Source organism: Cohnella boryungensis, from assembly GCF_042651945.1.
Lineage (GTDB): Bacteria > Bacillota > Bacilli > Paenibacillales > Paenibacillaceae > Cohnella > Cohnella boryungensis.
This window is the reverse complement of sequence record NZ_JBHSED010000026.1, coordinates 13,380-37,894: the sequence shown is the minus strand read 5'-3', so window position 1 is coordinate 37,894 and position 24,515 is coordinate 13,380. Positions and strand designations below refer to the sequence as shown.

General features: G+C 59.5%; 21 protein-coding genes. 18 read left to right on the top strand and 3 right to left on the bottom strand.

The window, feature by feature from the left end; genetic code table 11:
• Positions 1-611: 611 nt before the first annotated feature.
• The gene (locus tag ACFO1S_RS14030) at positions 612-1,547 is read left to right on the top strand and encodes a hypothetical protein (protein WP_204606250.1); all 936 of its coding nucleotides are present in this window, start codon (positions 612-614) and stop codon (positions 1,545-1,547) included.
• Positions 1,548-1,726: 179 nt separating this feature from the next.
• Here ACFO1S_RS14030 and nagA read toward each other — a convergent pair whose 3' ends face one another.
• From nagA to ACFO1S_RS14015, 3 genes are read right to left on the bottom strand one after another with little or no spacing between them, the layout of a single operon-like run.
• On the bottom strand, positions 1,727-2,905 hold the full coding sequence (gene nagA / locus ACFO1S_RS14025) for an N-acetylglucosamine-6-phosphate deacetylase (protein ID WP_204606249.1): 1,179 nt from the start codon (positions 2,903-2,905) through the stop codon (positions 1,727-1,729).
• The gene (nagB, locus tag ACFO1S_RS14020) at positions 2,902-3,630 is read right to left on the bottom strand and encodes a glucosamine-6-phosphate deaminase (RefSeq protein ID WP_204606248.1); all 729 of its coding nucleotides are present in this window, start codon (positions 3,628-3,630) and stop codon (positions 2,902-2,904) included. The genes nagA and nagB overlap by 4 nt, the downstream gene beginning before the upstream one ends.
• Complete coding sequence (locus ACFO1S_RS14015) at positions 3,627-4,496, bottom strand: MurR/RpiR family transcriptional regulator (protein ID WP_204606247.1); 870 nt, start codon at positions 4,494-4,496, stop codon at positions 3,627-3,629. Before ACFO1S_RS14015 ends, nagB begins: the two co-directional genes overlap by 4 nt.
• A 531-nt stretch (positions 4,497-5,027) precedes the next feature.
• On the opposite strand from ACFO1S_RS14015, the gene hrpB reads away from it, so the two are divergent.
• The 17 genes from hrpB to ACFO1S_RS13930 all read left to right on the top strand — a co-directional run bounded on the left by hrpB (position 5,028) and on the right by ACFO1S_RS13930 (position 24,498).
• Entirely contained in the window at positions 5,028-7,553 is a 2,526-nt protein-coding gene (hrpB, locus tag ACFO1S_RS14010; RefSeq protein ID WP_204606246.1) for an ATP-dependent helicase HrpB, read from the top strand.
• Positions 7,554-7,853: 300 nt separating this feature from the next.
• Entirely contained in the window at positions 7,854-8,291 is a 438-nt protein-coding gene (locus ACFO1S_RS14005; RefSeq protein WP_378126979.1) for an ATP-binding protein, read from the top strand.
• A 63-nt stretch (positions 8,292-8,354) separates the two neighbouring features.
• Positions 8,355-8,693, top strand: coding sequence for an STAS domain-containing protein (locus tag ACFO1S_RS14000; RefSeq protein WP_204606244.1), 339 nt, complete (start codon positions 8,355-8,357; stop codon positions 8,691-8,693).
• A gap of 41 nt (positions 8,694-8,734) precedes the next feature.
• Entirely contained in the window at positions 8,735-10,099 is a 1,365-nt protein-coding gene (locus ACFO1S_RS13995) for a PP2C family protein-serine/threonine phosphatase (RefSeq protein WP_378126976.1), read from the top strand.
• 22 nt (positions 10,100-10,121) lie between these two features.
• Positions 10,122-12,362, top strand: a complete 2,241-nt coding sequence (locus ACFO1S_RS13990; RefSeq protein WP_204606242.1) for an ATP-binding protein — start codon at positions 10,122-10,124, stop codon at positions 12,360-12,362.
• Between the two features lie 93 nt (positions 12,363-12,455).
• Positions 12,456-13,031 carry a Pvc16 family protein gene (locus tag ACFO1S_RS13985; protein ID WP_204606254.1) on the top strand — a complete coding sequence of 192 codons (576 nt, stop codon included), beginning with the start codon at positions 12,456-12,458 and terminating at the stop codon, positions 13,029-13,031.
• Positions 13,032-13,036: 5 nt separating this feature from the next.
• Positions 13,037-13,855 (top strand): hypothetical protein, encoded by an 819-nt coding sequence (locus ACFO1S_RS13980; RefSeq protein WP_204606241.1) that lies wholly within the window; start codon positions 13,037-13,039, stop codon positions 13,853-13,855.
• 152 nt (positions 13,856-14,007) lie between these two features.
• The gene (locus tag ACFO1S_RS13975) at positions 14,008-15,720 is read left to right on the top strand and encodes a phage tail sheath family protein (RefSeq protein WP_204606240.1); all 1,713 of its coding nucleotides are present in this window, start codon (positions 14,008-14,010) and stop codon (positions 15,718-15,720) included.
• Between the two features lie 33 nt (positions 15,721-15,753).
• Complete coding sequence (locus ACFO1S_RS13970; RefSeq protein WP_204606239.1) at positions 15,754-16,188, top strand: phage tail protein; 435 nt, start codon at positions 15,754-15,756, stop codon at positions 16,186-16,188.
• A gap of 207 nt (positions 16,189-16,395) precedes the next feature.
• Positions 16,396-16,776: a phage tail assembly protein gene (locus ACFO1S_RS13965; protein WP_204606238.1), complete on the top strand. Its 381-nt coding sequence runs from the start codon at positions 16,396-16,398 to the stop codon at positions 16,774-16,776.
• Positions 16,752-16,967 carry a DUF6760 family protein gene (locus tag ACFO1S_RS13960; protein WP_204606253.1) on the top strand — a complete coding sequence of 72 codons (216 nt, stop codon included), beginning with the start codon at positions 16,752-16,754 and terminating at the stop codon, positions 16,965-16,967. The genes ACFO1S_RS13965 and ACFO1S_RS13960 overlap by 25 nt, the downstream gene beginning before the upstream one ends.
• Positions 16,968-16,976: 9 nt before the next feature.
• Positions 16,977-17,423 (top strand): phage tail protein, encoded by a 447-nt coding sequence (locus ACFO1S_RS13955; RefSeq protein WP_378126974.1) that lies wholly within the window; start codon positions 16,977-16,979, stop codon positions 17,421-17,423.
• A gap of 31 nt (positions 17,424-17,454) precedes the next feature.
• Positions 17,455-21,477, top strand: coding sequence for a hypothetical protein (locus tag ACFO1S_RS13950; protein ID WP_378126973.1), 4,023 nt, complete (start codon positions 17,455-17,457; stop codon positions 21,475-21,477).
• A gap of 126 nt (positions 21,478-21,603) precedes the next feature.
• Positions 21,604-22,230, top strand: a complete 627-nt coding sequence (locus tag ACFO1S_RS13945; protein ID WP_204606236.1) for a CIS tube protein — start codon at positions 21,604-21,606, stop codon at positions 22,228-22,230.
• A 7-nt stretch (positions 22,231-22,237) separates the two neighbouring features.
• A complete protein-coding gene (locus ACFO1S_RS13940; RefSeq protein WP_204606235.1) occupies positions 22,238-23,338 on the top strand; it encodes a phage late control D family protein in 1,101 nt (366 codons plus the stop codon).
• Positions 23,338-24,072 carry a phage baseplate assembly protein V gene (locus tag ACFO1S_RS13935; protein WP_378126970.1) on the top strand — a complete coding sequence of 245 codons (735 nt, stop codon included), beginning with the start codon at positions 23,338-23,340 and terminating at the stop codon, positions 24,070-24,072. Before ACFO1S_RS13940 ends, ACFO1S_RS13935 begins: the two co-directional genes overlap by 1 nt.
• Positions 24,073-24,096: 24 nt before the next feature.
• Complete coding sequence (locus ACFO1S_RS13930; protein ID WP_204606234.1) at positions 24,097-24,498, top strand: GPW/gp25 family protein; 402 nt, start codon at positions 24,097-24,099, stop codon at positions 24,496-24,498.
• The last annotated feature ends 17 nt before the right edge of the window (positions 24,499-24,515 follow it).

Genomic DNA, 24,515 nt, shown 5'->3' with positions numbered 1-24,515 from the left:
AGAAATGGTGCGGCAGAGCGATTAGGGGCTTCGTGGATACAGATACGAAGGCGGCGTTTGAGAAGATGTACAACGAACGGTACAGCCGAAAATAAACTCCTCCAACAACACTAAAACCATAAATAGTCTTCCATCGTCCCGATGGAAAAACCTACTACACAAACTACTTGACGCTACCGGTGAGGAGAAGAGTAGTGCTGCAAAGTCGAACTAGCGACCAGCCCGGAGCAGGTGAGGCGCAGAGTAGTGCTGCAAAGTCGAACTAACGACCAGCCCGGAGCAGGTGAGGAGAAGAGTAGTGCTGCAAAGTCGAACTAACGGCCAGCACGGAGCAGGTATCCAGCATACCACAAGCAAGGGCAATTCCCATGGCGTCCTGTATTCTCAACATAATCGCTATGTCGATGCGCTTTGGTGAATCGCCTCGGCACCACTTGAAGATGACATTTTCTCGGACGAGTTAAGATGACATTTTCTCAGAAGTTTGACAGAGGCCTGCGATCGACTGCAATCTGAGAGAAAGTTAAGCCGCATGAGAATTTATTAATCGCGGAGCCTCTGCGATATCCGCTAAGATGTGCGAAGAGGTTGCATCGAAAGGGTGAATGGCGATGGACAAGAAGCGATGTCTATTTTGCGACGAGGTGGCGACCGCAGAGAAAAAGGGCGCGTACGAACGATACCAGGGCTGCAACTGCGCGCCCCAGAGCTACTATCAGCTGCATGCCGACAGCGGCGAGGCGCTGAGCCGACTCTCTTATCAGGAGAAGCGGCGGCTGTTCCCGCAGGTATCCGGCTACATTCGCGAGCTGACCGACTGCGGAGAGGCCGTGTCGCTGAACGGCGACGAGGTGATGGCGATCGGGAGCTCGCCGCGCATTCCGGCGACGATCGAGGAGAAGGGCGGACGGCTGCTGCAGTATCTGTATCGTCATGCGAGCGCTCCGGGCGATCCCGTCATCATCGGCAAGCTGGCGGGAAGCTACAATCTGACGTACTCCAACAATCTTCAAGAGATGGTCTATCTGATCGAGAAGCTGAAGGAGGAAGGCTCGCTGATCCGCGAAGGACACAGCTTCCGTCTGACCGAGCAAGGCTGGCGCGAGGCGGTGGAGCTGTCCGGAGGCCGCAAGCTTAAGCCGTGCAGCGTAGTGCTGCCGTACGATGAAGCGTTGCATGGGGAGTGGGTGCAGCATGTCTTGCCCAAGCTCGAGCAGTGCGGCTATCTGCCCGACTTGTTCAACTGCCGGACGCCGGACAAGACGGACCGCTCGATCGCCCGCCTGGCGGACAGCAAGCTGGTGATCGCCGATCTGAGCATCACTTCTGCAGAAGTGTACTATGCCGGAGGCTATGCGGTCGGACTGGACATCCCGGTGCTCTGGACGATCCGCCGCAGCGTGCTAGAGGATCGTCCGCTGCAGACGCGCGCGATCCGTCCGCTCATCTGGGACAGCTCGGAGGAGCTCGGCATCCTGGTGCAGCAGCGTCTGTCGGCAGCGGGCGAGCAAGCGGTACCGGCGACGATGCAGAGCTTGTCGGACTGACGTACTGCGAGAATGGAGATTAACCTTGAGTTTGGCTTCTAATTTTCCAATAAATCGACTTCATGCGTCTTAGAAGGACGACGAAGTCGGTTTTGCTTGGGGAGACAAGCAAAAAGCCCCCAAGCCGCAAAATGCGGCGATGGGAGCGCAGATGCCAAGCGATAGAGCTTGGCAGGATGTCAATCGATTATCCGGTGTCCGCCGATCCACGTCGATTGCAGCTCGAGCGCGGCGTCCAGCAACAGAAAATCCGCTTTTTTGCCGACCTCCAGCGTCCCGATCTCGCGATCCAGACCAAGCTGCCGGGCAGCGTTGGCGCTGGCCATGCGGCTGGCTTCAACGAGAGTTACGCCGATCTCTTTAACCAAATAACGCACGGCGCCGATCATCGTTAACGTACTGCCGGCCAGGCTGTCGTTCTCCTTCAGCCGGGCGACGCCGCATTTCATATGGACGGGAAGCCCTCCGAGATCGTAGTCCCCATCCGGCATTCCCGCGGCAGCCATCGCATCGGTAACGAGAATGACGTTATGCGTGCCCTTGGCAAGCGTAATGAGCTTGACTCCCGCCGGATGAACATGGTGTCCGTCCGCGATCACCTCGGCCGTTATGCGATCATCCGTCAATACGGCGCCGACGGTTCCGGGCTGGCGGTGGTGGAGCGGAGTCATCGCGTTAAAGGTATGCACGGCATGCCGCAGGCCGCGGTCCGCGGCGGCGACGATCTGCTCGTAGGTCGCATCGGTATGGCCGCAGCTGGGGACGATGCCGTTGCTGGCGAGCTTCTCGATGTAGTCGAGCGAGCCTTCGACCTCCGGAGCGAGGGTCTGGATTTTGATGATGCCGGGGAAGCTGCGAACCCACTCCTCCAGCCATTCAGGCTGCGGCGGAAGGATGTAGGCGGGATTTTGCGCGCCCTTCCACTTGGCGTTCACGAACGGGCCCTCCAGATGAACGCCTACGAGCTGAGCGTAGGGCATCGGCTTGGCCATGAATTCGGCGACGCGACCAAGCACGGCTGTCAGATCCTCGCGCGACGCCGTAAGCGTCGTCGCCAGCATGCTGGTCGTTCCATTGGCGGCATGGAAGCGGGTAATTGCCCGAATGCCGTCCTCGTCCGCATCCATGAAGTCATGGTTCGCGCCTCCGTGTACATGCACATCGACGAAGCCGGGAATGAGCCAGCTTCCGTTCGCGTCGTGTCTGTCGGCTGCGGCAGCTTGCCCGGCAAGCTCGGCGGCTTCGCCGATGGCGGCGATTTTTCCGTCCTTGACATAGACAAACCCGTTGTCGATGATCCCCTGAGGAGTAATGACGCGGGCGTTGACGACGCAGCATTCTCTAAGGCTCTCGCTCATGACAGCTTACCTGCGGCCGCATCGTCGAGCAGCACGATGAGGTTCGGATGCGTCTGCAGCAAAGAAGCCGGGACATCGGTCGTAATTGGTCCTTGCAGGGCCTGGCGGATAATGTCCGCCTTGTCCGCGCCCTTGACGACAAGCAATATTTTTTTTGCCTTCAGGATCGTTCCGACGCCCATCGTCAGAGCTTGCTTGGGCACTTCGTCGACAGAGGCGAAGAAGCGGGCGTTCGCCTCCAGCGTGGTCTCGGCCAGGTCTACGATGTGAGTGCCTTTAATCAGCGCGTGGGCAGGCTCGTTAAAGCCGATATGGCCGTTATGCCCAAGGCCGAGCAACTGCAGGTCGATCTGGCCGGACAGCTCGATCGCTTCGTCGTAGCGGCTGCATTCGGCGGCGAGATCGGAGGCGTTGCCGTTCGGAATATGGCGCTGCGAGGCCGGAAGGTCGATATGGGAGAACAAATGAGCGTTCATATAAGAATGGTAGCTTTCCGGGTGATCCGCCGGGAGATTGACGTATTCGTCAAGGTTAAACGTCGTGACATTGCGGAAGCTGAACATTCCCCGCCGGTAATCGCGCACGATTTCCTTATAGATGCCGACAGGAGTTCCCCCTGTCGCCAACCCGAGCACCGCGCGCGGGATGGTCTGAATCTGACCGATGATAATGTTGGCGGCGGCTTCGTTGAGCTTCTCGTCGCTGTCGAATGTCAAAATGTTCATTTCGTTTTTCTCTCCTCTTTGCCTGTTGTGTAACGCTTGACTGTCTGAAAGGAATGCTCCAGGCGCGGAACGTAATGCTCGAAGTGCTCGCTGACCAATCCCGTGAATAGAATGTCGACGACGTGCAGCGTCGCCATCCGTGACGCCATGTCCCCGCGCCGCATCCCGACCTCCGCCGAGGAGGTAAACAGCTTGATGGAGGCCTGCTCCGCCAGCGTATTCGTTCCGAAGCGCGTGATGGATAGCGTGGTGGCTCCCCGTTCGGCGGCGCTGCGCAGCGCGTCTATCGTTTCCGGCGTCTCGCCGGAATAAGAGATGCCTACGGCTACGTCCTGCGGCGTCAACGACGCCGAGGAGGTGAGCTGCAGGTGGTGATCGGAGAAGGCCGCAGCGGCTTTGCCGATACGGACGAGCTTCTGGAAGAAATCCTGGGCGACGATGCCGGACGTTGCCGAGCCGTACAGATCGATGCGCGAAGCTTGATGCAGCGCTTCGATCGCCAGGCGGAGCTGGGCGAGATCGAGCACCTGCGTCGTATCGGTAATCGATCTCAGATGATTGGCCGTAATGCCGGATACGATCTCGTGAAGCGGATTGCCTGCGACGATATCCTGGTACTGGTTCGGGGTGGACGTTTGTTGTACGAGCTCGGTGGCCAGCTTCCGTTTGAAATCGGGAAAATTGTTCGAATGAAACGTTTTGCAGAAGCGCGAGATTGTCGCCGGGCTGCTTCCCGAACGGGCGGCCAGCTCCGTAATCGTCATTTGCGCGGCTTCCTGGGGATGCTGGAGCAGAAAGTCGGCCAGCGCCCGCTCCTTCTGGTGCAGGCTGTCCCATTTTTCCTGAAGGGCGTTCAGAATGCTCATGGCAAACCCCTTTTTCTAGAAAATTAATTTCTTATTAATGGTCATTATTAAGAAAAATATTTTCATGAGATACGTTCATTGTACTGCACCAAGCGACAACATGCAATCGGCGGTTGGCGATGAAAGATTAAGCTTTTCCCCTGATTCGGCCAGCCCAAAGGCTGATCCGTTTAATCGAAAGCCTTCGCCGAGTAGCGGGAGCAAATCCGGCAACTCCGCTGGCTTGACGTAGGGTATATTATTTCCTGTTGGAAAGGGATAACGGTCATGCACAAGTCGCAGCATGACAGTCGTGTCTTACTCCGTCGAGAACGAGATCAAGTCGGCCGGAATCGTGACGGTTCCCGGAGTGAGGGTCGGCGCAAGGAGGCGGGGGAACTGCAGGCGAGATGTTCGCGCTTCAAGGTTTGGACAGGGTAGAAACCGGGCTTAAGGCTCGGCAGAGACGGTTTCAAGCCGCTGCGGAAAATGGTAAGCTGTTCAACGATAGAGATTCAGCTCTTCGTTGAGCGGAAGGAGCTTCAGGACGCCATGTCTCGGTCTTATGTGCCATTACCTATAGATTCGGCAATACCGGAATTAAAGCAAGCGCTTGCCGGGGGAGGCAGCGCGGTGCTGATCGCGGAGCCGGGAGCGGGCAAGACAACCCGCGTGCCCGTCGCTCTGATGGAGGAGCCTTGGCTGAAGGGGCAGAAGATCGTCATGCTTGAGCCGCGCAGGCTCGCGGCGCGAAGCTCGGCCGGGTTCATGGCCAAGGAGCTAGGGGAGCAGGTAGGTCAGACTGTCGGCTATCGGGTGAAGATGGACACCAGAGCGGGTCCCCGCACCCGAATCGAGGTCGTCACGGAAGGCGTCTTGACGCGCATGCTGCAAGCCGATCCCGCGCTTGAAGGGATCGGACTTGTCATTTTCGACGAATATCACGAGAGAAGTCTGCAAGCGGACCTCGGCCTTGCGCTATGCTTGCAGTCCCGGTCATTGCTGAGGGACGATCTGAGGCTGCTGGTCATGAGCGCGACCCTGGAGGCGGAGCCTGTCTCCGAGCTGTTGGGGCGGGCGCCTGTTGTGAGAAGCGAGGGCCGCAGCTACCCGGTCGAAACGATCTATCGGCCGAGAGCGGCAAGCATGGACATAGCGGAAGCGGTTGCCCGCGCGATTGAGGACGCGACGCTCAGCGATGAAGGAGACGTGCTGGCCTTCCTTCCGGGCGTCGGCGAGATTCGCGAGGTTGAGGCCCGCTTGCGGGCGAGGGGGAGGCTTGCGGAAGGCCGTATCTCCATTCGGGCTCTGCATGGCGGGCTGACCTCCGAGGAGCAGGATGGCGCGCTGGCCGTCTTGCCGGCAGGAGAACGCAAGATCGTGCTGGCCACTTCCGTGGCGGAGACCAGCTTGACGGTGGAAGGCGTGACAGTCGTCGTCGACAGCGGCCTGATGCGAGTGTCCCGGTTCTCTCCGCGGACGGGGATGTCCCGACTGGATACGGTCGCGGTCTCCGCGGCTTCCGCCGATCAGCGCCGGGGGCGCGCGGGGAGATTGGGGCCGGGTACATGCTATCGGTTATGGAGTCAAGAGCAGCAGTCGGCGCTGTCCGTTCGCAGTACGCCGGAGATACTGGAGGCAGACCTGACGCCGCTGCTGCTGGAGCTGTCCGTCTGGGGCGTGCGCGAGCCGAACGAGCTCGCCTGGTTGGACGCTCCGCCCGCTCCGGCGCTGCAGCAGGCGCGCGAGCTGCTGGTGCAGCTCGGAGCTTTGGAGGATAGCGGTCAGAAGGTCACCGAGCATGGCCGGAAGCTGGCGGAGCTGGGCAAGCATCCCCGGACCGCCCATATGCTTCTGCGCGCATTGCCACTCGGTCTCGGCCGACTTGCCTGCGATATCGCCGTGCTTCTTGGCGAGCGGGATATTCTGCGAAATTCGGGAGGTCAGGCTTCCGCGGATTTGCGGGCGAGAGTCGAGGCGCTGTCCGGGTTCGGAGCGTATGCCGTCGACGAAGGAGCCCGCAGGCGGCTGGCCGAGGAAGCCAGACGCCTGCGGCGGGAGCTCGGCATCGAGGCGTCGGCATCGGCATCGGCTGACGGGAGCGACGGCTCGACTCCGTCGGACTGCGGATTGCTTCTGGCCTTTGCCTATCCGGATCGGATTGGACGCCAGCGGGACAGCGGGAAATATTTGCTGAGCGGGGGCAGGGGAGCGGCGTTCGCTTCCGGCCAGGCGTTGGCGCGGGAGCCGTGGATCGTCGTTGCGGACGTGGACGACGCCGGCGCCGACAGCCGTATCCGCCTGGCCGCGCCGCTGTCCTTCGAGCGGCTCGCCGTCCATTTGGCCGATCGGATTAGCCGCGAAGCCGAGGTCAGCTGGGACAGCGAGTCGAAGTCCGTGCGAGGAAGGGAGCGCAAGAGACTGGGCGCTCTGATGATCGAGGAACGACCGCTGGGACGGATCGCGTCGGATCGGCTGCTGGAGGCTTTGATCGATGGCATCCGCACGGAAGGGCTGGAGCTGCTTCCGTGGACGAAGGCCTCGCGCCAATTCCAGCAGCGCGTCGCGTTCGCGCGTCGGCACGACGAGAGCTGGCCGGACCTGTCGGACCCGGCGCTGCTGGCTTCGCTGGAGGATTGGCTCGGAGGCTATGCGGAGGGCATGAAGAGCCGGGCTGATCTCCAGAAGCTGAACTTAAAGGAAATATTGGAGTCGATGCTGCCCTGGGATCGGCAGAGGAGATTGGACGCCGAAGCTCCGACGCACTGGACGGTGCCGAGCGGCTCCCGCATCCCGATCGACTATGGCGATCTCGACGCCCCGTTCGCGGCCGTTCGTCTTCAGGAGCTGTTCGGCCTGCCGGAGACGCCCCGAATCGCGGGCGGCCGCGTTCCGCTGACGCTTCATCTGCTCTCCCCGGCACAGCGTCCCGTTCAGGTCACGCGGGATTTGGCCAGCTTCTGGCGGGAGGCTTACTTCGAGGTTCGCAAGGATCTGAAGGGCCGCTATCCGAAGCATTACTGGCCGGATAATCCGCTCGAAGCCGAAGCGACCCGCAGAGTCCGGCCGCCCAAGTAGGGCGGAAGTCCGGGGGAGCTTAACGCGCATGCAAGATAAATAGGACCGTCGTAACAGGGAGCTTGCCGGGAGGCGGCTCCTTTTTCAACGATTCAGGCTTTGTGAGTTTTACGCTTATTCTTCCCTGTATCGTCTTCACTAAGCTACTCCGGCTGTAAGAGGACGCCGAAATCGTTATTGCTTGCATCGGGGATCAAGTCTCGTAATCTGTCAAAAAACTGCATTAAAATACCAGAGCCGTATGTTATGATATTCGTGGCAGAAAAAACTCGAACGTCGGCGAAATGGGGCGGAGGACGTATGAGCACGGAGCGGGAAAAGGGTCGTACGGAGGTTGCCGCAATGGAGCTGGCCAACCGAATGGACGAGCTGGAGCGGCTGCACGGCTTCTTTGAAGAAATCGGCATGCGCGCCAATTGGTCCGAACGACTTAGGTTCGACGTGACGCTGTCTTGCGAGGAACTGCTTACCAACACGATCTCCTACGGATTTCCGCAAGGCGGACATCATTCGATTAAGCTGTCCGTAAGGACAGACCCGGAAGGAGTCGAAATTCGGCTGGAGGACGAAGGCATTCCTTTCAATCCTCTGGAGCAGGAAGAGCCGGATACGACTCTTGGAGTCGAGGAGCGCATGATCGGCGGTCTCGGCATTTTTTTCGCGAAACGAAGGATGAACGAGATGGTCTATGAGCGCACGGATACAGGAAATCGGATTATTCTTCGCAAAACGATATAACGCATTGGAGCGCCTGACTATCAATAGGTAAAGGCGGCTCTGCGGCAAAGGGAGGACATTCAGATGATTATCGTATCAAGGCAGGCCGAAGGCGCGATGATAATGAGCTTCGAGGGGCGTCTGGACGGTCAGCACGCGCAGACGGCGGAGGCTTCTTTTCAAACGCTGGCGGGGCAAGGGCACGCACGGTTCGTATTCGATTTTGCGGCCATGCAGTACATCAGCAGCGCGGGGCTCCGCGTCGTGCTGGTGGCGGCCAAGAAGGTCAAAAGCGTGCAAGGACGGCTGATATGCGCCAGTATGAACGACCAGGTGAGAGACGTATTCGAGATGTCGGGCTTTCTCAGCATTCTGGAAACGGCGGCGTCGACGGAAGAGGCGCTCAAGCTTATGCAGGCGTAAGCGTGAATGAGAATGGCGGCTAGCAAAGGCAGGTGAGGACGATGGATGGACAATGGACAGGCTTGGCGATCGGGCTCGTCTCCGGCGCCGTAGTCGGGGCCGGAGCGCTCTATGCGTCTCTGCAGATGCGGGTGCGGCGAATGAAAGCCTTGTTCGAGATCAGCATGCAGCTCAATTCGACGCTGAAGCGGCAGGAGCAATTGGAATTGATTATGAATACGGCGAAAAGCGTGCTGCCGGTCGAGGCGGCGTCCGTGCTGCTGCTGGACCCGGATACCAACGAGCTGATCTTCGAGCTGGCGCTCGGGGACAAAGGCTCGGAGGTCAAGGAAATCAGGCTCAACCCCGGCGAAGGCATCGCCGGCCACGTCGCCGGCAGCGGACAGAGCCTGATCGTGAACGATACGAAGTCCGACCCCCGGTGGTCGGGCCGCGTCGCCCAACGGACCGGCTTCGAAACCCGCAATCTGCTGACGGTCCCGATTATGAACGGCCAGAGAATTGAAGGCGTGCTGCAGGTAATTAACAAGAAAGGCGGCCGCAAATTTACGAAAAGCGACCGTCTCTTGCTGGAGAAGGTGGCGCAGCCGATGGCCGTCGCCCTGGAGAATGCCAGACTGTATACCCAAGTGGAGGATTCGCTGGAAGCGCTGCAGATGACGACCGCGATCAAGGAGCGGCTCGAAAGCGAGCTGCAGGTCGCCGGAACGATTCAGATGAGCTTTTTGCCGCGCACGATGCCTTCCTTGCACGAGCCCTATGACGTCTGCGCGCTGCTTAAATCCGCCAAGGAGGTCGGCGGCGATTTCTACAACTTCTATAAGATCGACGACGACCATCTTTTTTTCGCGCTGGGCGACGTTTCGGACAAGGGAATTCCCGCAGCGCTGTTCATGGCGGTCACACTGACGCTGCTGAAGGGCAAGATGGAGCCCGGTCTGTCTCCGGGAGAGCTGTTGACGATGGTCAACGACGAGCTGGCTCGCGACAACCCGCTGGTGTTCGCTACGATCGTGTGCGGCGTCTATACCTGCTCGACGGGAGAGCTGGTCATGAGCGAGGGGGGACACTGCACGCCTTATATCGTCCGGGCGGACGGCCGAATCGAGCCGATCAAGCTGAAGAAAAGCTTGCCGCTTGCGGCCATGGAGGATTCGGTCTACCATGACGGACACATGGCCTTGGGACACGGGGACAGGCTGATTCTGTATACGGACGGGATTACGGAGGCGGAGAACGTGAATCAGGAGCAATATTCGCCGGAGAGGCTGCATGAGTTTCTCGGAATGACGGCGGGGATGTCCAGCGCGGAGACGATCGATGCCTTGCTCATGCACGTATTCATGTTCGCGGACGGGGCCCCGCAATCCGATGACATTGCCGTGCTGACCTTGCAGAGGCGTTAAATGCGAAGAGGAGTTGTAACACTTGGCACAACACGTTGAACCGTATCGGGATGCGCAGGAGCATCTGCGCGCCGAGCTTGCCTGGCTTGAGGCGGGGCTGCTGAAGCTTCTTGAGCTGGGCGGGGGCAATCCGTTCGCCCAGCCGCTTATCGGCCCAAGGGGGCTCGTCGTGACGGCGGAGGAGCTGTTCGAATCGGTCGAGCAGGAGGACGAGTCGCCTCTGGAAGACTGGCAGCTGTATGTGGAGGATCGGCTGGGGCGCGAGTATGAGATTACCCGTTCCGCAAGAGCCGCGATGGCGTCGGGCGTCGAGCTTCCCCTGATGCGGCTGTGCATGCGGCTGGGGCTTACCGTATGGGAGCGGCGCTTTATCGTGATGGGGCTTGCGGCGGAGATGAGCCGCAAATTCGAGAAATGGTATGCGTACTTCAACGATGACGTAACCTGCAAAGCTCCGACGCCGGATTTGGCGTTTCGGCTTCTTTGCGATGCCATCGGAGAGCAGGCCGCGGCGGGAGCGCTGCTTGGCGGCGGAGGAACGCTGCGCAGCCTGCTGCTGGAGCCGGAGGAGCATTACGGCGGAAGCGCGGGCGGGTCTACCCGTCCGCGGCTGAAGACAGCCATGCGCCTGGACGAGCGCACGGTCAGCTACCTGCTGCAGACCGAGGCGTTGGATGGACGTCTTCGAGGCATCGTCGATGCGTATGAGCCGGTCGACCCGGCGGAGCTTCCCTCGCTGTCGCCGGACGATCCGTTCCTGCTGTCCTCGGAAGGGCTGGCGGCCGAATCCACCGCTTCCGCAAATCCTCTCGGCGGGGAGAACGTGCCGTACCTTCATCTGTCCGGACCGAGCGGCGGAGGGAAAAGGCTGCGGCTCAGACATCTCGCCGCGGCTCGCCATCAACGCCTGCTGGTCGTCCAGCTGCGGGCTCTGCCCCACGAGGCCGATCGGGCGGCCGCCGCTTTGTCCCGCATCGTGCGCGAAGCGGCGCTGACCGACGCCGCCGTCTGCTTCCGGGAGGAGCACGCCGTTGCGGGCTCTACGGTCGTTCACCTTGAAGCGTTGACCGCGGCTTTGAATCAATATGTTCGCTTTGCGGCCAGACCGCTGATCTGCTGGACCTCCTCGCTCCTGCGGCAGCCCTCGGAGCTTCCTATGCCTCTGCAGATCGGGTGGCTATATGGAGAAATCGGCATCCCTGCCGCCTCCTTGAGGGAAGCGTTCTGGACGGCCGAAGCGGGCGAATCGGCGAAGCGGTACGATAGCGCGACGTGGCGGGAGCTGGCGGACAAGTACCGATTTACTCCCGGGCAAATCAAGAGCGCTTGGCGGCAAGCGACGGCTTTGGCTGTCGGCCGGGGCTCGGAGCTTCCGGAGCGCGCGGAGATCGAAGCCGCCAGCCGGTCGCAGTTCAGGCATCGGCTGGCGCAGCTCGCGGATCGGATCGTTCCGGCGAGGACATGGGAGGACCTGGTGCTGGCCGAAGAGCCGTACTCGCTCATTCGCGAAGCCTGCAATCGGTTCGTGCATCGCGAGACGGTCTACGAACGCTGGGGCTTCGGAAGGAAGCTTCCTTACGGCAAGGGGCTCAGCCTGCTTTTCGCGGGACTGCCGGGAACGGGGAAGACGATGGCGGCGGAGATCATCGCGGGAGAGCTTGGCCTGGAGCTCTATCGGATCGATCTGTCCCGAATCGTCAGCAAGTATATCGGCGAAACCGAGCAGCGGCTGAGCGAGCTGTTCACCGAAGCGGAGAACAGCGGCGCGATTCTGTTCTTCGACGAGGGCGATGCCTTGTTCGGCAAGCGAACGGAGGTCAAGGACGCCCACGACAAGTATGCCAATCTGGAGGCGGCTTATCTGCTGCAGCGAATCGAGGCGTACGACGGGGTGTCGATCCTGGCGACCAACCTGCTGCAGAATCTGGACGAAGCGTTGATCCGGCGGATGAGCTTTATCGTCAAGTTTCCTTTTCCGGGAGCGGCGGAGCGGGAACTGATATTCCGCGCGCATCTGCCTCCGCAAGCTCCGCTGTCGGACAGCCTGGATTTGGCCTTTTTGGCCTCGCGGCTGGAGGTGTCCGGGGGATATATCAAAAACATCGTGCTGGCGGCCGCATTCCTGGCTGCGGGGGACCTGAAGCCGATCGGAATGGAGCATTTCGTCCGCGCGGCGAAGCAGGAGCTGCGAAAAATGGGGAAGATTCTCGTAAAAGAAAATTTTTCTCCGTATTCCGATGAAGAAAGAGAAATATTTGGATAGTCACCTCCTAATTTTCCCGTTATAATAGAAACCGAATGTAGAATTTTTTAGAAATTTATCAGTTTTTGCATGTGAGGGGAAGGAGGGGCTCCTATCGGGGGTTATACCGTAATCGCGGATGTCGGCTCCAGTCTGCTGAAGCTGCTTCGCGAGCAGCTGGCTCCGGACCCTGTCCCCCGGCCGGATATGATCGGGGTCGCTTCGCCCGTCGACAAAGGCGATCTGGCGCTTACGCTCTACTTGTACAGCGTTCGGGAGAACGGCGAGGCAAGACGCAACGAATTGCTTCCGCAAGGCGGTGTGCTCCGATACCCGCCGCTGGCCGTCGATCTGCACTACCTGTTGACAGCGCATTCTTCCGCGGATTTGCACACGCGAATTCTGGACGAGCATCGTATTCTGGGGCGGGCGATGCAGGTGCTGTACGACAATTCGGTTTTGCGCAGTCCTTATTTGGAAGGCACGCTGGCGGAGAATGAGGAAGAGCTGCGCATCACCTCGGAAAATCTGAGCACCGAGCAGTTGGCCCAGCTGTGGCATTTCGGAGACACCCCGTACAAGCTTTCCCTGGCCTATCGGGTCGGCCCCGTTCTGCTGGAGTCCAATCGCGTGAAGCCGGGAGCCCGGGTTCTGGAACGCAAATTTACGTTGCGGGACAAGGGAGGCTAGACCGGATGGAACGGGCGGAGAGAACGTTCGTGACCCGCTGCTCGCTGGCGGTTAGACCGATCGATGTGTGGAACGGCGCGGTGCCTGGTCCCTCTGCCGTGCAGATCTGGCTGGAGGAAACGGATCGAAAGCCCATTCGCGCTTCGGACGGCAGCTATGTTTTTCTGGATGTCCCGAACGATAGGTGCACGCTCCGAATCTCCTCTCCGATTTTCATGGAGGTGCGCAAGGAGATTTTGTTGCCCGCCGATAGGGGATCGCCTCCGGTCGTGACGGTGAGCCTGTATCCGAATCGGGTATATGCGCCTCCGCCTGCCGCAACGGGAGTCATCGTCGATCTCCGGGATGCAGCGGGATTGCCGCTTGCCGGGGTGCCGGTATTCGCTTACGCGGATGACGAAATGGCGGTCAGAGGACGGTTGGCCGAGGATAAGGGCGGCGAGGAGGAATCGCCGCTGGTGAAGGTGTCGCCCGCCAACGGCAAGCTTTCTCCCGGGGACGCTTTCGTTCTGCGCGACAGGGAGAGCAAGGACGGAGCGGAGCTCGAGTGGCATCGCATCGCGGACTGGACGGAGCAGGCTTCCGTGTATGCGCTGGATAAGCCTCTCGGCGGCAAATGGAGCCGAGGAGCGAAGCTGCTGGCGGCCGCGCAGACCGTTAGCGACGCAACCGGAACGGTTGTGCTGCCCTTCAGGGGGCTTCTGCCTCAGAATTGCCGGATTGTGGCCGATATCTTCGCAGGCGGCAAGAGCAGCAGGGTCGTTTGGCAGATAGAGGGCGGACGCGTCGTTCGATTGCCCGCCGCCGTTGTCAATCGTACCTAAGTGTGTGGCGTTGACCGGGCGAATGCCGACAGGCGGAACGTATTCGGTTAACGATTAGATAAACCCATATGTAGAGAGGAGGAACTGGTTTTCCCAATACGAGCAGCAAGACAATGTAACTTACATATCGTATGAGGGAGAAACCGGGGAACATGGCAGAGTATTTATCGCCTGGGGTATACGTGGAGGAGTTTGAAAGCGGCTCGAAGCCGCTTGACGGCGTAAGTACGAGCACCGCCGGCTTTATCGGTCTCGCGCAGCGGGGAGCGGTTGAAGGTTTGCCGCTGCTGATCACAAGCCCCGCCGATTTCCAACGGAACTTCGGTTCCTACTTGTCGGAGAGCGCCTTCGGCAGCTACCGTTATCTGGCTTATGCGGTAGACCAATTCTTCACGAATGGCGGTTCCCGCTGCTACGTCATGCGCGTAGCGCCTTCCGACGCGAAAGCGGCGGCGAATACGGATTCCGTATCGCAGAAGCTTAGCATTACGACCAAAAACCCCGGAGCTTGGGGCAATCTCGTAAAGGTTGTCATTACCGATGCGAGCAAAGCGAAAACCCAGATTTACGAGGTTACGGAGAAGCGTTATCGCGTCAAAAATGCGGGAGGCTTCTATGCGGGCGACGTCGTGGCTTACAATGACGGCGGCGAGACGCAGTATAACCGCGTTGTCAGCGTACAGGGCAACGTGATCGAGTTGGCGGAAGAGCTGACGGGCGAAGTCGTCGACGATGCGCTGCTGCCTACGAAGATTTTGTCGACTTGCGAATTTTCCCTGCACGTCGTCTATCACGATGAGGTGGAAAGCTTCGAGAAGGTTTCCTTGAACCCGGAAGCTCCGACCTTTATCGAAAAGGCGGCGGGACGCTCCAATCTCGTCAACATTCGCGCGCTGGTGCTGTCTACGGACGCGACGCACCCGTTCGAGACGGTATCGGGCGCAGGGCCTGCAGGAAAGGTAGAATTCGTGCTGGCTGGCGGTACGGACGGTTCCGTATCGGGAATTGCCGCTTCCGATTTCATCGGCGAAGATCGCGGACCGGGCCGTCGCACGGGCATTCAAGCATTCATCGATAACGACGTGGTCAGCATCATGGCCATTCCGGGCGTAACGGACGCGAACGTGCAGCTGTCGCTGGTCGCTCATTGCGAGAATCTGGGCAGCCGCTTCGCGATATTGGACATTCCGCGCGAGAAGACGAAGGTAGCGGACGTCATGACGCACCGCAACCTGTTCGACTCCAGCTATTGCGCGCTGTACAACCCATGGCTGTCCGTATTCGATCCGCTGGATAAGAGAAACATCTTTGTTCCTCCATCCGGTACGATCGCGGGCATCTACTCCCGTTCGGACACGACGCGCGGCGTTCAGAAGGCGCCTGCCAACGAAGTGCTTCGCGGCGTAGTCGGCCTTGACGTTCAATACAACAAGGGCGAGCAAGACATTCTCAATCCGGTCGGCGTGAACCTGATCCGTTCGTTTACGGGCCAAGGCATTCGCGTATGGGGAGCGAGAACGGCATCCTCCAATACGCTGTGGAAATACGTCAACGTGAGAAGGCTCTTCATTTTCCTCGAAGAATCGATCAAGGGCGGAACCAACTGGGTTGTGTTCGAGCCGAACAACGAACAGCTCTGGGCCCGCGTGCAGCGGACGATCGACGCTTTCCTGACGCGTATCTGGAGAGACGGGGCTTTGATGGGCAGCAGCGCCTCCGAGGCGTTCTACATCGATATCGGCCGCAGCACAATGACGCAGGACGACATCGATAACGGACGGCTGATCTGCGTGATCGGCGTAGCTCCCGTGAAACCTGCCGAGTTCGTCGTCTTCCGCATTACTCAGAAAACCGGATCCGAATAAGCCGATATTTAATTTGAACGGAAGGGGATAGCCATGCCAGGAGAACGTAATGATCCGTACCGCAATTTTAGATTCCGCGTGGAGATTGAAGGATTGGAGCAAGCGGGATTCAGCGAGGTTGCGGGATTCGACGCTTCCTTCGATGTCGTACAATATCGGGAGGGCAATGAAGTCATTACCACCCGCAAGCTGCCGGGCCTTGCCCGCTACGGCAATATCACACTCAAATGGGGCTCCACGGAATCGATGGAACTCTATGAATGGGTTCAGGAGTGCATAAACGGAACGGTCGAGCGCAAAACCGTTACGATTATCGCCATCGACGAGGAAGGCGGAGATGTCGCCACCTGGCAGGTTATCGAAGCCTGGCCGGTGCGCTATACGGCTCCATCCTTCAACGGATCGGGCTCGGAAGTCGCCATCGAGCTGCTTGAGCTTGCCCACGAAGGTATGACTCGCACTGCATAATCGAATTACCCGAAGATGAAACGTTCGAAACAAGCCCCTCCCGCGGCCCGGCTGCGCTTGCAGAGAAGGAAGCGGCGACGGGGCGCTCGAACGCCGGAAGCCTGCGGGCGGATGGAATAAAGGATTATCAACAAGGGAGGCCCTCTCTCTTGTTTTCCTTTTTTACAAGATCAGTTGCGATTTGTTAAAGCGAGGAGGGACAGCGATATGGCTTTTCAAACCGAGTACGAATTCGAGCTTCCGCGCGGGTACGTGGACGACAGCGGAACGCTTCATAAGCGGGGCGTTATGCGCCTTGCAACGGCAGCGGACGAAATATTGCCGATGAGAGACCCGCGGGTGCAGCAGAATCAGAGCTATTTGACGATAATTTTACTGGCTCGCGTCATTACGCGATTAGGCGATATCAAGCATGTCGATACGAAAACGATCGAGAAGCTGTTCACCGCCGATCTTGCCTACCTGCAAAGCTTGTATCGGCAGATCAACGATATCGGCTTGCCCAAGCTGAACACGGCCTGTCCGAAATGCGAGCATGAGTACGAGGTGGAAGTCGATTTTTTATCCGTAACGGAGGGCCTCTCGTAGCGTATCCGGCAGAACGGATCTACGAGGAAGTCGGCTTTATCGCCTATTATTTCCATTGGCCCCATGACGACATTATGAACATGGAACATCGAGAGCGCCGCAGATGGTGCGACGAAATATCGAAAATCAATCGCAAGCTGAACGACGAGCCGGAGAAGCAGAACGTCTTCGACGTATTCGGAAAGAGGTGACGACGGAGCGTGGCCCTATTTGCAAGTAAGCATAAGGTGAACGGAGCGTTCCGTTTCGCCGTAGAATTGGATGGCATGCTGGTTGCGGGTTTTTCCGAGGTGCAGGGGCTGGAATCCCAGCTCGAGTACGAGGAAATTCGCGAAGGCGGCGTGAACGGTTACGTTCATCGGCTGCCTAAGGGCGTCAGAAACTCCTCGATTCTGCTTAGACGGGGATTGTCGTCCTCTCAGGAGCTGTGGAATTGGTATGCGCAAGCCTCTCAGGGTACGGTGACCCGGAAAAGCGGTTCGATTATTTTATATAAGGAAAACGGAGCGGAGCTGTGCCGCTGGAACTTCTTCGAGGCTTATCCGGTGAAGTGGAGCGGTCCGAGCCTTAACGCCGCGTCCAGCGAAGTGGCTATCGAGACGGTTGAGCTGGTGCACAACGGAGTCAAAGCGTTGTTTCGTCCTTAAAAGAAGCTAACGCAGGGAAAGGAGGAGCGGGATGAGGAAGGGGATCGTTAGCCAAGCCATGCGAAAAGCGAAGTTCATTCGATCGGCGAATGAGCTTTTTGCAGGAGAGATCGCGGGCAAATACGCCTCCATCCGCCGCTTCTCCGCAACCGGACATTCTCTGATCTGGAGACTGCCGATAGCCGACAAACGAGGGAAAGCCCCGAGCAAATCGCCGCTTCCAGGGTACACGCAGCGTGTGCCCGAACGGGAACGTCCGGCACGCGACCGCATCGTGGAGCGGGAGCGAATTGTGCAGCAGCAGGAGAAACGAATCGTCCAAATCGTCGAGCGCCTGAGGGTCGTCGAACGCGTAAGGGTTGTAGAAAGCGAGAAGACGGTCCTGCGGGACAGACTCGCGGAACGAAATGCAAGAGCGGAGCAAAAGCCGCTCATTGCGCCGCGCGAGGCAGCTAGAATCGTTCTGGAGCAGCGGCAGATCAGAGAGCTGGCGTTGTCTGACGCGGTCTATGGACGCGAGGAGAATTCCGTTTCTCCGTCGCGGTCCGAAGGCGCTGCGAGGGCGAAGCCTGGAGCCCGGCCAGGCCAGACGCCCCGGACGGTCAGGGGAATGAACGACAACGCGGAGGCGAAGAGAGCCTTGCTTCCTTCAGACAAGAGGTCGACGGAAGCGGAGCGCGAAGGCGAGGAGGAGATCGGCGGGGGCGGAAGCGGGAGCATCGCCGGGAGCGTCATCGGCAGCATCATTGGGGAGGAGCGGGCAAGCTTTACAGCTTCCGAAGCGGGCGGGATTGCCCAACCGTTGCCGCAGGGCGGCGCGAGCGCCTTCTCCCGAGAGCTGGCGAATCGCTCCTCGTGGCCGCTGATTGCGAGAGGGAGGCGGACCCTCGCTGGATCGCCAGCCGTCAAGCGGCTTGCGCTTCGACCGCAGGCCTCGAGAGAGGGCGATAGGCTGGGAAACGCGTCCTCGCCTTCCGGACAGGCTGCCGCTTCTAGGCAGCGCCTTACGAATTCTGCATCCGTATATGTGGACGTGACATTTGTTAATCGCAAGCTGAGACAGCAGGCGGAGCTTCCCCGTTCCGCACAGCCTGCTGCGTCCGCGCAGGCTATGCGTGAGGAAAGAAGGGCAGCAGATAGTTCTAACGGAGCGCAGACCGATCTAGGAGAGCGCTCGTCTGGACGGACTGGCATGGAGCTCGGCCAAGCGAGCGTACGAGAGAACCGGACGAACGCAGCGGAGCAGCGTGGAGCGTCGGCCGACCAAGGAGGACGCGCCGCCGAGTCGAGCCGAGCGGAGTTTTACCAAGAGAACGCAAGCGAGAATCGGACGAGCCCGGCGGAGCAGCGCGGAGCGCCGGCTGCTGACCAGGGAGGCCTCGTCGCCGATCCGGTCAGAATGGAGCCCGGCCAAGAGAACGTAAGCGAGAATCGGACGAGCCCGGCGGAGCAGCGCGGAGCGCCAACTTCTGACCAAGCAGGCCGCGCCGCCGATTCGGTCAGAACGGAGCTCGGCCAAGAGAACGTACGAGAGAATCAGGGAGGGGAGGCAGCGCAGCTGGCATCCGGCATGCTTCGCGGGCCCGACGGAAGATTTGTCCGCAATCCTAAGCAGGAAGAGGCTCACGGCGGACGCGACGAATCTTCTCGATCTTCATCCTTCGAGGCCGGCGAATATACCGGAGCTGCCCGGTTTTATTCGGAGCCGCAGGCGGGAGAGAATGCGTTTGTTCTCCAGTGGCCGACTTCTTCCCGGCGTCTTCGGCTTCGTCTGTCCCACGTGCTTAATCCGCATGTAATGACGGCAACGGTTCAGGAGTCTAAAGCTGCCGAGCGGGCGCTGGAGAACGGGGGAAAACCGGGAGATCAAGCGGCGATGATGACAGCAGGCGTGGCGCGGATATCGGCAGAAGCCCGACACCGCCTCTGGAAGCTGCTGAATCCCTTCGCGCATGCGGAGAGAGAGCCATCCCCGCCCGTCTCGCGAACCCCTGCGCCCATCCTGCTGATCTATCGGGCATTCACGGAAAGAGAAGGCCCGGCCCGGGCGAAGAGAAGCAGCTCCCAGCCGCAGAGACAGCAGGCATTAGAGCAGGCGGTTCCTCGCGATACGCTGTCGGCAGTCGCGCGGGATGCTGCGCGACTGCCGCATGCGGAGGCGGCTTTGCAGCTGGTTTCCGGCTCGCTTAGGCTGTCTCAACGGCTGTTAAGCCGCCAGGACCGACGGCCGGGCGGATTGCCATCTGATCGTTCCAACACCAGCTTCAGTGCCAGTTCCAGTTCCAGTTCCAGTTCCAGTTCCAGTTCCAGTTCCAGTTCCAGTTCCAGTGCCAGCACTAGCGCGAACACGAGTGCGGCCCCTTCGGCTATTGCGAAATCGAGCGGACAATCGGACATCACCCGTCCGTTTGCGGCGTCATCCGCCGAAACGAGCGCCCTCGCCGGACGATTGGCGAAGGCGGCTGCGAGCCTTCTTGCTCCGCTGGCGAGAAGAACAAGTGCAACCGAAGCGGCATCTGCCCGCCGCATTCCCTATTCAGGCTACTGGGTGAACGGAAAGCTGATAAGCGCCATAGCTTCCTCCCCCACGGCCTATGTTCTTCGCAGAGCGCCTGCGATGGGGCATCCGAGCCGCGAGCAAACGCGGACCTCGGCTGTCTCTGCGGAGCAGCCCGAGCGGATCAGACTTTCAGGACAAACGAAGGCTGCCGGAAAAAGCTCCGGCCCAACCTTACCTGACGCTTCAATTGCACCGCTTGGGGCTCGGACCGGGCAGGCTGTCAGCGGGCGTTCGGCAGATGCCTCCTCGCCGAAGGGAATGGCGAGGAACAATGGATTTCGATCTGCTGCCCCGCTGACAAGAATGATGCGGCACGCTCCGTGGAAACCGCTCGCTTTGCGGGAACTGGCGAGGAGAGCGCAAAGACCGGCAGCCCCGGAAGGTGAACGTCCAGCCAAGGCGGCTTCGGGCATGCCGGCTCAGATGGAGACGCGGGGGGATAGGCTGCCCGGCGCTAAGCTTCTCTATGCATCGGTTGCGCTGCCTGCGGTGACGATGGCTTTGCGCAAACGAGAGAGCGGAATTCAATCCCCGGAGGCGGCGAATCGTTCGCAGCTGCGCCGTCTGCGGCCATCGTCTACGCCGATCGCCGGTTTCGAGGATGAGGGCGCGGATGAAGCCTCGGGCGAAGCGAATATCGGCAGCCCGGCGAATTCCCCGTCTGCCGCACCCGTTCGGCTGGCGTTGAGCCAGTCCGAGCTGGCAACGGATAGCCTTGCGCACCCGACCGCCGTATGGGAGCCAGCGATCTCGCGGAGGCCTGGCATGACAAGTCTCCTTCATCGCGAGGCATTGGCGGCGCCGGATCGCGGTTCGCGTCGAGGAAGCCTCCGCGAGGAAGGGGCCTCCGTCCGGTCGGAAGGAAAGCCTCGAAGCTCGGCGCCGGAGCGGCGAAGCGCAACGATGATCGCCGCACACCGCTCGTTCCCGACTGCCGCTTCAAGAACCGGCCGTGCCGGGAAAGCTTCGCGAAATCCGGCAACGGAAGCTCGGGTCGAACGGCAAACGGGAGCGATGACTTTGTTGGTCAGAGCCTCGGAGACTGGCGGTCGGGGCGAACGATGGTTCGGAGCGCGGCAGGGGATGCGGCCGTTCATGTTATCCGAGCCAGCGATCTCCGACACTGCTCAGCATCAGGGGGGAATAGCCGACATCGGAAACATGGAGAACGCACCTTCGTTTTCGCCAATGTCCTTTGCGAAGCGAACGGCGAATGGGGACGGCGCTACGGAAGCAAAGCCGCCGAGCGAAAGCGGCGACCTGCACGATCTGCCGGCATCCATGGAGCTGCGCCGCACGCTCAGAGAGAGCGTTCCGTCCGACGCGGCGACTTCGAACCTTGAGGCGGCAAGCGCTCCGTCGGAAATCACCGCAGAGCAGCTGCAGAAAGCGATAAGCTCGCTCCCGCAGCTGCACCCGGATCAGATTGCCGATCAGGTGTACAAATCTCTAATGAAACGAATGAAGCTCGAACAGCGGCTTCGCGGCTTCTAAGCCGGACCGGGCTCGAAGCCGGGTTCCGGAACGGCAATAGTCGTCTTTTCCCGGGAAATAACGATAAAAAGCGGCAAAATGACGCCGAACCGCGAAGGCCGGCCAGAGGGACAGGAGGAGCGTAAATTGGCTTTAAGCAAAGCGAAGATCATTATTATCAAGAGCAGTTCGCAGGAATCGGTTGACGTTCTGTTCAATCCGAACGAGTATGTGCTGCAGTCGGGCAACCAGTTTGCCTGGCAGACGATTCCCGGACTGCAATCGCCGATTGCCCAATTCGTCAGCGGAGAAGCGACGACGCTTACGATGGATTTGTTCTTCGACACATACGAGAAAAAAGCCGACGTCAGAACGCATACCGGGAAAATATCCGGTCTCCTGAACGTCGATCGCGATCTGCACGCTCCTCCGCTCTGCCGATTCGTCTGGGGCTCGCTCGATTTCAAGGGCGTGGCGGAGAAGGTTCAACAGCGCTTTACGATGTTTCTGGACTCCGGCATTCCCGTTCGGGCCACGCTGAACGTCACGTTTCGCGCGGTGCAGTCGATGACGGAGCAATATCAGAACGTCCCCCGGCAGAGCGCGGACAGGACAAAGCAGAAGATGCTGAAGCAGAACGAGCAGCTGTGGATGCTGGCGGCGGAAGAGTACGAGGATGCAAGCCATTGGCGAGCGATTGCGGAAGCCAACGGCATCGACAATCCGCGCAAGCTGCCTTACGGACGCAAGCTGATTATACCAAGGCTGGAGTGAGAATACCGTGGCGACGATCAAATTCGACAATACCACTTACGAGTTCGCGCAGCTGGAGCAAAAATACCGGAACTTTTTCGCGCCGGCATTCGACATCAGCGTCGATGGCCAAAGCTTTACGCTGAAGCAGATCGCGGTGTCCTCGCTCAAGGTCGAGACGACGATAGCCGCCAAGGCGGATTCCTTCCAGTTCCGCATCGAGAACGCATATGATGCCGTGGCACGCCAGTTCAAGTGGATCGGCTCGCTGATCGACGTCGGCAAGACGATTACGATCAAGACGGGATACACCGACAAGCTGGAGCCGGTGTTCGACGGCATCATCACGGGCATTTCCGTAGATTATCCCTCCGAAGGCCAGCCTTCTATCACCGTCCAGGGCATGGATCGTTCTTTCCTCATGATGAGGAATGCCAAGTCCAACCTCTGGCTGAACCGGAAGGTGAGCGATGTCGTGAAGGAGATCGGCGGAAAATACAGCCTGCAGATGCAAGTTGACGACACGCTTACGCCGAAACCTACCATCGAGCAGTGGAAAACGAGCGATTTTCATTTTCTGAAGGATCTGGCTGCGGAGAATCATCATCACTTTTTCGTAATCGGCCAGAAGCTCTATTTCAAGAAGCCCTTGCCGTCCGCCAGCCCCGTCGTTACGCTCATGTACGGCAAAAACCTCAGAAGCTACTCGGCGCAGGTCGATATCTCCAATCAGGTCGCCCAGATTATCGTCCGCGGCGCGGATCCGAAAACCCGCGAGCCGTTCCAGGCTACCGCTCAGTCGGTAAGCAAATACGGCAACAACGGGAGAACGGGCAAGGATATCATGAGCGCCCTGTCGAGCGAGACCGTGGAGATCATCTACAGCGATGCGACGGCGCAAGCCGAAGCGCAGACGCTGGCGAACGCCAAGCTGAATGAACGTGCCATGGATCTTGTGAACGGCGAAGGAGAATGCATCGGCTTGCCGGAGCTGCGCGCCGGGCGAAGCATCAAGCTCGAAGGACTGGGCACGAAGTTCAACCAGCCGCTTCTGCTGGTCTCGACTACGCACGTCATCAACGCTCAGGGGTATTTCACCCAATTCAGCGTGGAAGGGAATGCATTCTGATGCCTTCAATGGACGATTTTTTCTCTTCTCGCTCAGAGGGAGGGACGAACAGCGGCTATGGCTCGGTCAACGGAGTGATGGTCGCGACCGTGACGAACAACAAGGATCCGGACGGCCTGAACAGAGTTAAGCTGAAATTTCCGCTTAGGGAAAATTCTCATGAGACGGACTGGGCCCCGCTCGCTTCGCTTATGTCGGGCAATAGCATGGGCACGCTGTTCGTGCCGGAGGTGGGCGACGAGGTGCTCGTCGCCTTCCACCTCGGCAATCTGAATCAACCCTTCGTAATCGGCTGTCTGTGGAACACGAACAATAAGCCTCCGCAGAAGGACGACAAAAACAATTTGCGGAAAATCCACTCGCGGGGCGGCCACGAGCTAATCTTCGACGACACGGATTCGAAGGGCAAAGTGACGGTGCAGACGAAGGCCGGGTTGAAGCTGGAGATCGACGAGGGCGCGGACAAGGTCACTCTGGCTACGAAGAACGCCAGCCAGTCCGTCGTTCTGGAAGGAAGCTCGGCAGGCACGATTACCGTAAAGTCCGGTTCGAATCAGATCAAGATCGATAACAAGGGAGACATCACGATCGAATCGACGAAAACGGTCACGGTGAAGAGCACGCAGATCAATCTGGAGGCGACGGCGGCGATGAAGCTGAAGGCCGGGGGAAAGCTTGATCTGCTTGCGGACGGAATTATCACGATTAAAGGCTCATTGGTCAAAATCAATTAATTCGGAGGAAGGGGGGGCTACGAGATGGGAGCGGCTTTTCTCGGGAAGGGCTGGAAGTTTCCGGTAGCGGTCGATGCCACGACAGGAAGATTCCTGCTGTCGGAAGGGGAAGAGGATATTGCGGAGGCGGTTCGCATTATTCTGATGACTTCCAAGGGGGAGCGCGTGATGCGCCCCGATTTCGGCTGCGGACTGCGGAATTTCGTATTCGGTACGACGGATGAGACGACGCTGCGGCTGCTGGAAAGCGATATCACACAGGCGATCACGGTGTGGGAGCCCCGCGTGACCGACGTGGAGGTCACCGCCCGGCTGGACCAGTCCGAAGCGGGCAAGCTGCTGATCGGCATTGCCTACGTCGTGCGGTCGACGAACAATCTCTTTAATCAGGTCTACCCCTTCTATCTGGAAGAGGGCACGAAATAAACGGGAGCGACAAAACG